Consider the following 12,144-nt stretch of genomic DNA (forward strand, 5'->3'; position numbering starts at 1 on the left):
TCGCTCACCGGGTGGCCTCCCACTTCTGCTGGATGTGGTTCATGTTCGTCAGCCAGCGGTCCGGGTCGCCGGCCCGCGCCCGGTAGAAGTCGGCGACCTCGGGGTGCGGCAGGATCAGGAACCGGTCCTCCGCCATCCCCTTGAACAGCGCGTCGGCGACGGCCTCCGGTTCGATGGCGGTCGGCTGCAGCACGATGTCGCCGGCGCTGCCGGTGGCGGCCAGCATGTCGGTACGGACGCCCTGCGGGCAGATGGCGTGCACCTTCAGGCCCCGGTGCCGGTAGGTCAGCGACAGCCACTCGGCGAAGGCGTACGCGGCGTGCTTGGTGACGCTGTAGGGGGCGGCCCCGATCATGGTGAGCAGCCCGGCCGCGGACACGGTCGACACGAACCGCCCGCTCCCCCGCTCCAGCCACTCCGGCACCAGTTCCTGCGCGGCCCGCACATGAGCCATGACATTGACGTCCCAGGCGGACTCCCACACGGCCGCGTCGGCCGCCTCGGACCCGCCCGACCCGAGCCCGGCGTTGGCGCAGTAGACGTCCACGCTCCCGCCGAGCGCGTCCCGGGCGGCGCCGACGATGCCGGACGCGTCCCCCGGAAGGGCGATCCCGCCGATCTCCGCGGCGACCGCGGCCGCCCTGTCCCCGTCCAGATCGTTCACGACGACCCGGGCGCCCTCGGCGGCGAACCGCCGGGCGAGCGCGGCCCCGATGCCACCTCCCGCCCCGGTGACGACGACTCGGGCATCTTGCACGGCTCCCACCATCGGTCTCCTTCGACACGACGCGACCAGACTCGGCTCAGCACGGACACACTAACCGGTCGGTATGTTCCAGGAAAGGGCCCACCGCAACGCGCCCCGAAAGGGGCGCGGGGAACTGCGCGACCAGCCACATCCGGCCCGCGGCCTGCCAAACTTCATGCGGGAGCACTCGACGTGGAGGTCACCCCATGCGCCTGTCCAGAAGAGCTCTGCTCACCGCCGCCACGGCAACGGCAGCGGCCGTGACAGCCCTGCCCACGGCCACCACAGCCGACGCCCACGGTCACCTCAAGACCGGTTTCGACCACCTCTCCGCCGACGGCTACTCCCTCCTCGCCGCCCAGAAGGCCGGCATCGTCACCAACCCCACCGGCATCACCCCCGACACCCGCCACATCGTCGACGTCATGCACGCCGACCCGCGGGTCAGGCTGACGGCGGTCTTCGGTCCGGAACACGGTTTCCGCGGCACCGCCCAGGCCGGCGGCTCCGAGGGCCGCTACGACGACCCGGCGACCGGCCTCCCCGTCTACGACACGTACCTCAAGAGCGGACAGCCCCTCGCCGACGTCTTCACCGCGTCCGGCGTGGACACGATCGTCTTCGACATCCAGGACGTCGGCGCCCGTTTCTACACGTACATCTGGACGCTGTACGACTGCATGGAGGCCGCCCGGCTGGCCGGCAAGCGCTTCGTCGTCCTCGACCGCCCGAACCCGGTGACCGGCCGCACCGCCGAGGGCCCGGTCCTGCACCGGGAGTTCGCCAGTTTCGTCGGCAGGCAGCCGATCGCGCAGGCGCACGGGATGACGGTCGGCGAGCTCGCGCGGCTGTTCAACGCGGAGTTCCTGGACCCGCCGGTGACGCTGGACGTCGTACCGATGACAGGCTGGCGGCGCTCCCGCTTCTACGACGCCTACGGCCTGCCCTGGGTGCCGCCGAGTCCCAACATGCCCACCCCGGACACCGCCCTCGTCTACTCGGGGACCTGCCTCTTCGAGGGCACGAACCTGTCGGAGGGCCGCGGCACCACCCGTCCCTTCGAACTGCTCGGTGCGGAGGGCATCGACGCGCGCTGGGCGGCCGCGGCCAACGAACTCGCACTGCCGGGCGTGCGGTTCCGGGAGGCGTACTTCGCGCCCACCTTCTCCAAGTTCCAGGGCAGGACCGTCGGCGGGGTGCAGATCCATGTGCACGACCGGGCCGCCTACGAGCCCGTACGCACCGCGATCGCCCTCCTGGTCACCGCGAAGAAGGTGTGGAGCGGCTTCGCCTGGCGCGAGGACGACTGGATCGACAAGCTCACCGGGTCCGCGCGCGTGCGCACGATGACCGACGCCGGCGCGGGCCCGGACGAGATCGTCGGCGCCTGGCAGGACGAACTCGCCGCATTCCGCCGGGTCCGAAAGGAATTTCTCCTCTACAGGTGAGGCGTGTTGTATGGCCAACCTTGCCCCGCGGCGGGACGATGCGCGCACATCGCACCTGTTCGGGGGACGAGGAGCCTGGTATGGCGGATCCTGGGATGAGTGTGGCTCCCTACTGGGAACTGACATTCGACGCGGACGGGGACCCGGACGGCGCCGAACGCGACCGGCTGCTGGGCGAGATCGGCGGCCACGGCCTCCGTGACCTGATCGTCTTCGCGCACGGCTGGAACAACGACCGATCGGGGGCGACCCGCCTGTACCGGCGGTTCTTCGCGCCGGTCCCGAAGCTCGCGCCGAAGGCGCGGATCGGGTACGCCGGGGTGATCTGGCCTTCGATGCGGTTCTGCGACGAGCCGATCCCCGACTTCCCCAAGTCGGTGGTGGCCACGGAGGCCGAGGAGGCGCAGGCGCCCGTCCTGGACAAGGACACCCGGCACGCGCTCCTGGAGACCTTCCCGGGGCGGGCCACCGTGGTCGACCAGATCGCGCGGATGCTGGACCAGCGGCCTGCGAACGAACTGGAGGAGTTCGGACGCCTTGTCCGGGTGCTGGTCGAGGTCCTCCCCGGCGGCCCGCAGCCGCTGTTCGCGGCGGACACGCTCGCGGAGGGCGTCCCGCAGAACGAGCCGGTGCTGTTCAACGGGGACATCACCAGCCTGTGCGAGGAGTTCGCGGCGGCGCTGGCCACCCTGCGGGGCAGCGGCGACACGGCCGGGTTCACGGTGCCGAACCCCTGGGACGGCGCGAAGGAGCTGCTGCGGCAGGCGACGTACTACGCGATGAAGCGGCGTGCGGGGACCGTCGGGGAGCGGGGGCTGGGGCGGGTGATCGGGCAGCTGGCCGGGGCGGCACCGGACCTGCGGGTGCACCTGGTGGGGCACAGCTTCGGCGGCCGGCTGGTGTCGTTCGCGTTGCGCGGGCTGCCCGAAGGGGTGCGCACCGTGAAGTCCGTGACCCTGCTGCAAGGGGCGTTCTCGCACTACGCGTTCGCCGCCCGGCTGCCCCACGACCCGCGCGCCGGCGGCGTGCTCCAGGGGCAGCAGAACCGCATCGACGGCCCGCTGGTGTGCTGCTACTCCCACTTCGACGAGTCGCTCGGCACGCTGTATCCGCTGGCCTCGCGGATGGCGGACGACTGCGAGTCGGCGCTGGGCGAGGACGTGGTGCGGATGCTGGGCGCCAGGTGGGGCGCGATGGGTTACGACGGCGTCCAGGAGGTGCCGGGCACCCGGTCGCTGGACCTGGCGGCGGCGCTGCGCGGCCCGCTCACCGCGCCGGGCTGTGTGAACGTCGACGCGGGTGCGGTCGTGAAGAGGGGCGGCCCGCCGTCCGGGGCGCACAGCGACATCGTGCACCCCGAACTGGCGCGGGTGGTGCTGGCGGCGGGGCACATCGCGTGACCCCGCCGCCGTGGGGCAGCAGCCGAACGGTGGTGGTCACACCGGCGTTCGGCTCACCGGCATGCTGCTCACCGGCGTGCTGCTCACCGGTGTGACGTGAACTCGACGACCTGCTGGAAGGTCGGCCGGTTCTGCCAGCTGATGTTGTAGTGCTTGATGCCGCCCAGGGTGCGCTGCACGATCGAGTCGGCGCACCACTGGTCGCCCGCCGAGCACAGCGAGTCCCCGGGGTAGACGGTGGACGCGCTGGTGCCGGCCGCCGTCTTCAGGGTGCTGATGAGGATGTCCCGGCAGGAGCTGAGGCTGCCGCCGCCGCAGTACTGCTCGGCGAGCGGTCCCGAGACGGTCTGCCCGAGCACCGACCGGATGTCCTTGTCGACATAACTCCACCAGCCGTACTGGAAGGAGCTGCCGGCATGCGCACCGGTCGGTCCGTGGGCGGCCGACGGGGTCTCGTCGATGTAGAGGTTGTTGGTGAACGCGGTGTACAGGTCGTCACCGAGGCCGGGCTGGAACTCGGCTTTCACCAGCAGCGGCCACCAGGCGTCCAGGATCCGGACGGCGTCGGCGTTGGCGTACGTCTTCGAGCCCGCCGAGGTCTCCGTTCTCTTGCCGCCCGCGGTCAGCCAGGTCTGGAGCTTGGTGACGGCCGCGGCGGCCGTGGAGTCGGTCACCGTACTGCTGTTGATCACCTTCAGCAGCTCCGGCAGGACGTCCTCGGCACGCAGATCGGTGAGCGACGCGTCTGCCATGGCCTTGACAAGCGAGGAGCGGGTGACGCCCCCGGCCGCGACGAGTTTCCTGACCCGGTCGTTCAGCAGGTTGCCGCGGTGGACCGAACCGTCGCCCCAGCTCGCGGTCGTGTAGTTCAGTGCCTGTTTGTTGTTCCAGGAGATGTAGTAGTCCTGGTCGACCGACTGGGGGTGCTGCGCGGCCGGGGTGTAGTCGGCCGTGTTGGTGGCCGGGTTCCAGTTCTGCCACTCATAGGCGGCCTGGCCCCAGACCGGGAACTCGGCGTCGACGCCGCTCGCCCGCACCGGGTTGTTGCCGCTGTTGTAGTACGCGGTGTGCGTGGAGTCGGCGTAGAACCAGTTGAACGTGTAGTTGATGTGCTGCACCGCGCTCTGGAAGGTCTGCGGGCTCTTCACGTAGTCGGGATCGTTGAGCATCTGGAAGCCGATGATCGAGTCGGCCTCGTGCATGTAGGAGGATCTCAGGGTGGTGTAGGCGACCTTCTTCCCGCCGACGGTGGCCCGGTATTCGACGGGGCCGTACTTGGTCTTCCAGACCTTCATGGTGTAGGAACCGGCGGCCGTGCCGTCGGCCGTGGTGGGCTTCCAGGAGTTGGCCTGCTCGACCTCGTCCATGGCCGTGCAGGTGCCGTGGAACAGGTAGTGGTAGTCGTCCTGGCAGAGTTCGACCGCGTAGGAGTCGATGATGTCCTGCCCGGAGGTGGTGGCGGACCACGCGTAGTCCTGGCCGCGGCCCAGTTCGACGTACATGCTCAGGCCGGCGAAGGAGGCGCCGCGGGCGCTGATGCCCGGGCCCTGGATCTCCTGGAGCATGAGCAGCTGTGGCGCGAAGTAGCCGGTCTGCGGTCCGAAGACGGCGATGGGGTGACCGCTCGCGGTGTACTTGCCGCTGACGACGAGGGCGTTGGACATGCCGCGTCTGGCCGAGCTGAGCGCGGTCTTGGTCGCGGTCTCGGACGCGGCGGTGGCGTTCTGGTCGGCGCCGGTGCCGGTGGCGTTGTAGACCAGGGGTTCGGTGGTCACCGAGCCGGCGTCGGGCAGCGCCTCGCCCTGCGGGTTGTCCGGTTTGGTGCCGTACGGGAAGCTTTCGCCGTTGTGCACGGTGAGGACCGCCTCGGGGTCGTTGCGCTCGCGGAACGACTCCCAGACCTTGGTGCCCTCCGTCACACCGTACTTCTCCTGCGCGGCGAGCAGCGATATGGCGTTGTTGACCTCGCCCCCGCCGCCGGAGCCGAACAGCGCGCCGATCACGGAGGCCAGCGCCACCAGGTCGGTGATCTTGAAGTGGTCGATCGTGCCGGCGTTGGTGATCGAGTCCTTGTGCCCGGTCAGCACGTACTCACCGGGGAAGTACCGGCCGCTGTCGGAGGCGTCGATGTAGGAGTTGATGCCGTCCAGGTAGGCGTTGGCGTCCGCGAGGGCCTGCTGGCCGCGGGTGCCGTTGTTGGCGACGGCGTTGTCGATCTGCGCCTGGAGGTCGGCCTCGGAGTAGGGGGCGTTGCGGTAGAACTCCTGCTCGAGGCCCTGGTTGGAGGCGGCGCCGCCGGCGAAGGTGGTGAGCTGGCCGCGGCCGACGTGCCGGAACACGTCCATGAGCCACAGCCGGTCCTCAGCGGCCGCATACCCCGCGCCGAACTCCGTGCCGTATCTGGTGGTACCGGTGATGTGCGGCACACCGGTCTTCTTGTCGCGGACGATGGTGACGTCGCTGCGGCCGGCCGGGCTCTCGGTGGAGGCGACTTGATCGGAAGCGACCCCGAACGACGAGTCGTTGAAGAACGTGTTGATCTTCGCGTCGGTGAGGGTGGAGTAGCCCGTGGCCAGGCTGTTGTAGGTGCCCAGCTGGTCCTCGGCGTGGTCGGGCTCGGTGCCGAAGATCTGGTTGAGCAGGATCTGGGCGAGGGTGGCGTTGCCGTTCTCGCCGGGCGGCAGGATGTCGGAACACTGGCCGCCGCAGTAGTCGTTGGAGGCCGTGGCCGCCCCTGCCGGGGTCGCCGCAGCCAGCGGGGAGAGCAGCCCGGCGATGAGCACGCATACGGATGCGGCTTTCAGGAACCCGGGGAGCTTGCGGGGAGTTCTCAGTCTGTCGAACAACGCGTGATGTCTGGTGCGCCGTGGCATGGCAGCTCCTCACGACGGGGGTGGTGCCGGACGTTACCGCCGGTATCCCCGGGATTGAAGATGAACATGCGTCAAGTTTTGGAAGGGTCGCCCGCGTCGGCGGTGTCACCGGCGGTCGGTCAAGGCGGGCGGCCTTATGGACGGCATCGGAAATCGGATGGAGCCGATTCGAGTGTCGATACGTCTATACGGCAACGCCGCGCGGAGCCCGTGCGGCGACGCCGAAGTGACCGAAGTACAGCTGCAGGTGTGACGGAGGTGCAGGGCGATGGCCGGTTTCCGGAGTCTGGCGAGACAGGTGCGAGATCCACGGTGCGATCTGGCGCTACGGCGCTACTCACTGCGCAAGTGCCTGGAGCGGTTCGCTCCCTACGGGCACCGCGCGACCTGGGACCATCTCTGCTCGCGGGCCGGGTTCGGTCCCGAGGACCGGTCCCCCGATCCGGCGCGTCTCGTGGGCGCACTGGAGGAGCTGGAGGAGGCGCGGACGGTATGGCTCGGCTATGAGAGCGAGTTCGCCGAGCGCCGCAAGAAGGAGAAGCACGACGGGCTGCGCCGCCCGGGCAGCGTGGACGACTGGCACCGGCTGACCTGGGGCGGATTCGGAGTGGCCTGGTGCGACGACCCACGGGTCCATCCCGACGAACCACTCGCCGAGGTGCTGCGACGGCTGATCGCCGCCCTGGAGCGCGAGCCGGGCACGGTCTGCCCGGTGTGCGCAGGGGAGCGCCTCATCTGGAAGTACGACCTGGACCACGAGCCCTCCGCCGGTCCGGTCTGCGCGGACTGCGGGATCCTGGTGCCGCGTCCGGTGCTCACCGCCGAGGCCCTGGCCTACGCCAGGCTCGGGCGGCTTCTCATGTCGGCCTGACCACGTGGGGGTGCGCCGGGGATGCCGCACCCCCAACTGCCGAGCGGCCCGCGGTGGGCAACCGCTCAGGACAGCGCCATAGCAGCGGCTAATCCGCTGGTTCCACCCGTTTCCCGTCCGGAGAGTTGGGTCCGATGAAACCCAGCTGAGGAACCCCGCGGGTTCCCTCCGAGCGAGGAGCACCGATGTCGACGCTGCGCGTCACCGCCGAAGTGCTGACCGTCCACGAGCACCCCAACGCCGACGCGCTGGAGCTCGCCCAGGTGGGCCTCTACCGCGCGGTCGTCGCCAAGGGCGTGTACCGCACCGGCGAGACCGCCCTGTACATCCCCGAACAGGCCGTGCTGCCGGCCGCGCTGATCGAGGAGCTGGGGCTGACCGGGCGGCTGGCGGGAAGCAACGCGGACCGGGTCAGGGCGGTGCGGCTGCGAGGTGAGCTCTCGCAGGGCATCGTGTGCCGCCCGAAGGCGCTGGCCGGCGTCGACCTGGTGCGGGCGGCGGCGGAGGGCACCGACTTCGCGGAGACCCTCGGCATCACCAAGTGGGTGCCGCCGGTCCCGCCCACGATGGACGGGGACGTCGAGTCGGCCCCCGATCTGCTGCCCTGGGTCGACATCGAGAACATCCAGCGCTACCCCGGCATCTTCGAGCCCGGCGAGCCGGTGGTCCTCACCGAGAAGCTCCACGGTTCGGCGTGCCTGCTCACGTATGTCGCCGACGCGGACCGGGTGTACGTCTCCTCCAAGGGCTTCGGCGCGAAGTCCCTGGCCCTCAAGGAGGATCCGCGCAACCTCTACTGGCGGGCGGTGCGCGGCCACGGCGTCGCCGAGGCGGCCCGCCGACTCGCCGAACGGCTCGGCGCGCGCCGGGTCGGGATCTTCGGGGAGGTGTACGGGGCGGGGGTCCAGGACCTGACGTACGGGGCCGACGGGCGGCGGGAGTCGCTCGGGTACGCCGCGTTCGACGTGTCGGCCGAGTGCGACGGGGCGGTGCGGTGGCTGGACGCGGCGGAGCTCCTGGCGGGCGAACTGCCCCTGGTGCCGCGGCTGTTCGAGGGCGCGTACGACATCGAGCGGGTGCTGGAGGTCGCGAGCGGGCGGGAGACCGTGTCCGGGCGGGGGCTGCACCTGCGGGAGGGCGTGGTGATCCGTCCGGTGGTGGAGCGGTACAGCGCGGTGACCGGGGGGCGGGCGATCGCGAAGGCGGTGAGCGGGGCGTACCTGACGCGCAAGGGTGGGACCGAGTTCGAGTAAGTGCGGGTGAGTGGGGGCTGGGGCGGGGGTGGGGACGCTTACCGGCGCTCGCCGGGTGCTGACGCGACTGCAGCGCGCCCCTTAGGGGCGCTGGGGACCCCCCGGCCGAAGGCTGGGGGAGGAACTGCGCGACCAGCCCCCACCGGCCCGCAGCCGAACTACGGCCGCCCCCTCTCCGGCAGCAGACGCGACCCCGCGCGCCGCTCGCCGAACACGTCGTCCGGGTTGGACAGCACGCAGCTGCTCAAGGACAGGCACCCGCAGCCGATGCAGTCCGTCAGGTGGTCGCGGAGTCGGTTCAGCTGCCTGATGCGCTCGTCCAGTTCCGCCCGCCACGCCTCCGAAAGCCGCGCCCAGTCCTCGCGGTTCGGCGTGCGTTCCTGAGGCAGCTCCGAAAGGGCCTCGCGGATCGTCGCGAGGGGGATGCCGACGCGCTGTGCCGCCCGGACGAAGGCCACCCGGCGCAGGGCGTCGCGGGTGTAGCGGCGCTGGTTGCCGGAGGTCCGCCGACTGCTGATGAGGCCCTTGGACTCGTAGAAGTGCAGCGCGGAGACGGCGGCGCCGCTGCGTGCGGACAACTGGCCCACGGTCAGCTCGTGGATCTTCTCGGGAATCTGCGGCACCCTGCAGAGCCTACCCACCGGGCGCGGGCCGTGGTCCGTTGACAGGGGACGCATACCCGACCATGCTAAGCAGTTGCTTAGACAATGCACGCGTGATCCGTGAGTGCGAGAGGGCCGGCGACATGGCAGAACCGAGGATCTTCACCTCACCCGACGAGCTGAAGGCGGCCGTGGGCGAGCAGCTGGGCTGGACCGACTGGGTGGAGGTCGACCAGAAGCGGATCGACCTGTTCGCGGACGCGACCGGAGACCACCAGTGGATCCACGTCGACCCGGAGAAGGCGGCCGCCGGGCCGTTCGGCACGACGATCGCGCACGGCTATCTGACCCTGTCGCTGCTCCCGCTCTTCGGCCCTCAGCTGATCGCGGTCGAGGGCGTGAAGATGGGCGTGAACTACGGCACCAACAAGGTCCGCTTCCCCGCCCCCGTCCCGGTCGGCTCCCGGCTGCGCGCCACCGCGAAGATCACCGGCGTGGAGGACGTGACGGGCGGCGTCCAGGTGACGGTCGCCTTCAGCGTGGAGCGCGAGGGCGGCGACAAGCCGGTCTGCGTCGCGGAGTCGGTGTCCCGGTACTACCTCTGAGGACGCCGGCCGCTACTTGGCCCCGACCATCCGCAGCACGAGGTCGGCGTAGAGCGCGCCGACCTCCTCGGGGGTCCGGGGGCCGTTCACGTTGAACCAGCGGGCGACGTCGATGCAGAGCGAGAGCACCGCGAGGGTGGTGCCGTGCACGTCGATGACGTCGAACTCGCCGGAGGCGAGGCCCTCCTGGATGATCCCGCGCACCTCGGCGTCGACCTGGCGGCGCAGGTCGAGGATCTCGGCGCGGGCGTCGGGACCGAGCGCGTCGAGTTCGTACTGCACGACCCGGGCGGTGGTGCGCCGCCCGGCGTGCCAGCGGACGAAGGAGCTGACGGCGTCGGCGAGCCGCTCGGCGGCGGTGCCCTCGCGCCGGGCGGCCGTCTGGAGGATCTCCAGGGCCTTGTCGTGACCGATGCGGCTGATCCGGTGGAGCAGCTCTTCCTTGGTCTTGTAGTGGATGTAGAGCGCGGCGGGGCTCATGCCGGCCCGGCCCGCGATGTCGCGGGTGGTGGTGGCGTGGTAGCCGCGCTCGGCGAAGGCCTCGACGGCGGCGACCAGCAGGCGCCGGGCCGCGTCAGGGGTGACCTCTTCCCACGGCTCGACCTCGCCGCCGGTCGTCTCCTGCGCCGTACTCATCGCTCGCTCGCCCCTCTCGATACCGGAGCTCCACCATACCGCCCCGGCTGAGCGAGCGCTTAGTGTGCCCGCTCAGAGCTTTTCCCGGGCGGCAGCTGGCATGGAGCCTCACCAGGGCTTCCCTTAAGGCTTCCCCCAGTGCTTCCCTCAGGGCTTCTCTCAGAGCTTCTCGAAGGGGTCATGTTCGGCGAGCAGCTTCTCCAGCCTGGCCTGGTCGACGCGGCTGACGATCTGGCCGGCCTCCTGGCGGTCGCGGACGACCTTCGCGAGGGTGAAGGCGGAGGTGACGAGGTAGAGCACGGCGATGCCGAGGAAGCCGCGCACCCAGGCGTCGGCATGCAGCCGGACGATGCCGATGGCGGTGGCCGTGAGGGCGAGGGCGAAGGAGGCGACGGCCTGGCCGTAGAAGGCGGCCGTGTTCTGGTGTCTGACCGGTGTGTCACTCATGGTCAGAGCATCGCCGGACGTGTTCCGCGGCACATCCGTCCGGATACTCCCCGGTACTCGCCCGATACTCCCCGGCTACTCGGGCCGGATACTCAGGCACGTACTCAGAACGCCGAGACGCCCGTCAGTGCCCGCCCGATGAGCAGTTTCTGGATCTGGCTGGTGCCCTCGTAGAGCGTCATCACGCGGGCGTCGCGCAGCAGTTTGCCCGCCGGGTACTCGTCGATGTAGCCGTAGCCGCCGAAGACCTGGAGGGCGTTGTTGGCGGCCCGCACGGCGGCCTCGGAGGCGAAGAGCTTGGCCTTGGAGGACTCGGTGGCGAACGGCAGCCCCCGGTCGATCAGATCGGCGACCCGCCAGGTCAGCAGCCGGGCCGCGTCCACGTCGACGGCGATGTCGCTGATGAGCTCCTGGACGAGCTGGTGACCGGCGATCGGCGTGCCGAACTGCTCGCGCTCCCCCGCGTACCGCACGGCCGCGTCCAGCGCGGCCTGCGCTATCCCCACGCAGCCGGCGGCGACCGACATCCGCCCCTTGGCGAGCGCCGACATGGCGACCGAGAAGCCCTTGCCCTCGGGGCCGAGCATCGCCGAGGCGGGGATCCGGACGTCCTCCAGGACGAGTTCGGCGGTGGCCTGGCCGCGCAGGCCGAGCTTGCCGTGCAGGGGGCGGCGGGTGAGGCCGGGGGTGTCGGCCGGCACCAGGAAGGCGGAGACGCCCTTGTGGCCGGGGGCGTCGGTGGAGCGGGCGAAGAGGAGCACGACGTCGGCCCAGGTGCCGTTGGTGATGAACATCTTGGTGCCGTTGACGACGTAGTCGTCGCCGTCGCGAACGGCGCGGGTGGTGAGGTTGCCCGCGTCGGAGCCGGTGCCGGGTTCGGTGAGGCCGAAGCAGCCGACGTACGAGCCGGAGGTGAGCCCCGGCAGCCACCGCCGCTTCTGCTCCTCGGTGCCCCAGGCGGCGACGGTCTTGGCGACCAGCCCCAGGGAGACGGACACGATCCCGCGGACCGAGGAGTCCCCGCGGCCCAGTTCCTCCGTCACCAGGCAGTACGCGAGATGGTCACCGCCCGAGCCGCCGTACTCCTCGTCGATCGTCAGGCCGAGGAAGCCGACCTCGCCGAGCTTCTTCACGATCCCCCGGTCGACCTCCTCGGCACGGTCCCAGGCGATCACGTTCGGGGTGATCTCGCGGTCGACGAAGTCCCGGGCGAGCTGCCGTACGGCGGTCTGCTCCTCGCTGAGCCCCAGGTTCACCATGC

General features: G+C 70.6%; 11 protein-coding genes. 5 read left to right on the forward strand and 6 right to left on the reverse strand.

Going from position 1 to position 12,144, the window contains the following annotated elements; translation table 11 throughout:
* Positions 1–4 precede the first annotated feature (4 nt).
* A complete protein-coding gene (locus ACFY0K_RS26855; protein ID WP_390641980.1) occupies positions 5–769 on the reverse strand; it encodes an SDR family oxidoreductase in 765 nt (254 codons plus the stop codon).
* Positions 770–954: 185 nt separating this feature from the next.
* Between ACFY0K_RS26855 and ACFY0K_RS26860 the strand changes: the two genes are divergently transcribed.
* Positions 955–2,196, forward strand: coding sequence for an exo-beta-N-acetylmuramidase NamZ domain-containing protein (locus ACFY0K_RS26860; protein WP_390641981.1), 1,242 nt, complete (start codon positions 955–957; stop codon positions 2,194–2,196).
* An 80-nt stretch (positions 2,197–2,276) separates the two neighbouring features.
* A complete protein-coding gene (locus ACFY0K_RS26865; RefSeq protein WP_390641982.1) occupies positions 2,277–3,596 on the forward strand; it encodes a serine-threonine protein kinase in 1,320 nt (439 codons plus the stop codon).
* A gap of 83 nt (positions 3,597–3,679) precedes the next feature.
* Here the strand turns inward: ACFY0K_RS26865 and ACFY0K_RS26870 are convergent, their stop codons facing one another.
* Positions 3,680–6,469, reverse strand: coding sequence for a penicillin acylase family protein (locus ACFY0K_RS26870; protein ID WP_390641983.1), 2,790 nt, complete (start codon positions 6,467–6,469; stop codon positions 3,680–3,682).
* Positions 6,470–6,737: 268 nt separating this feature from the next.
* Between ACFY0K_RS26870 and ACFY0K_RS26875 the strand changes: the two genes are divergently transcribed.
* Together ACFY0K_RS26875 and ACFY0K_RS26880 are read left to right on the forward strand one after the other, a co-directional pair.
* Entirely contained in the window at positions 6,738–7,340 is a 603-nt protein-coding gene (locus tag ACFY0K_RS26875; protein WP_390641984.1) for a hypothetical protein, read from the forward strand.
* Between the two features lie 185 nt (positions 7,341–7,525).
* Positions 7,526–8,593 (forward strand): RNA ligase (ATP), encoded by a 1,068-nt coding sequence (locus ACFY0K_RS26880; protein WP_390641985.1) that lies wholly within the window; start codon positions 7,526–7,528, stop codon positions 8,591–8,593.
* Between the two features lie 158 nt (positions 8,594–8,751).
* Here the strand turns inward: ACFY0K_RS26880 and soxR are convergent, their stop codons facing one another.
* Positions 8,752–9,216 (reverse strand): redox-sensitive transcriptional activator SoxR, encoded by a 465-nt coding sequence (gene soxR / locus ACFY0K_RS26885; RefSeq protein WP_390641986.1) that lies wholly within the window; start codon positions 9,214–9,216, stop codon positions 8,752–8,754.
* A 122-nt stretch (positions 9,217–9,338) separates the two neighbouring features.
* Between soxR and ACFY0K_RS26890 the strand changes: the two genes are divergently transcribed.
* Positions 9,339–9,800 (forward strand): MaoC family dehydratase, encoded by a 462-nt coding sequence (locus ACFY0K_RS26890; protein WP_093504979.1) that lies wholly within the window; start codon positions 9,339–9,341, stop codon positions 9,798–9,800.
* Positions 9,801–9,812: 12 nt separating this feature from the next.
* Here ACFY0K_RS26890 and ACFY0K_RS26895 read toward each other — a convergent pair whose 3' ends face one another.
* The 3 genes from ACFY0K_RS26895 to ACFY0K_RS26905 form a co-directional block, all read right to left on the reverse strand.
* Positions 9,813–10,436, reverse strand: a complete 624-nt coding sequence (locus ACFY0K_RS26895) for a TetR/AcrR family transcriptional regulator (protein WP_351958974.1) — start codon at positions 10,434–10,436, stop codon at positions 9,813–9,815.
* A gap of 159 nt (positions 10,437–10,595) precedes the next feature.
* Positions 10,596–10,883: a YiaA/YiaB family inner membrane protein gene (locus ACFY0K_RS26900; protein ID WP_351958975.1), complete on the reverse strand. Its 288-nt coding sequence runs from the start codon at positions 10,881–10,883 to the stop codon at positions 10,596–10,598.
* Between the two features lie 104 nt (positions 10,884–10,987).
* Positions 10,988–12,139, reverse strand: coding sequence for an acyl-CoA dehydrogenase family protein (locus ACFY0K_RS26905; RefSeq protein ID WP_390642074.1), 1,152 nt, complete (start codon positions 12,137–12,139; stop codon positions 10,988–10,990).
* Between the last annotated feature and the right edge of the window lie 5 nt (positions 12,140–12,144).

The sequence above is a fragment of the Streptomyces sp. NPDC001507 genome (assembly GCF_042894765.1).
Taxonomy (GTDB): domain Bacteria; phylum Actinomycetota; class Actinomycetes; order Streptomycetales; family Streptomycetaceae; genus Streptomyces.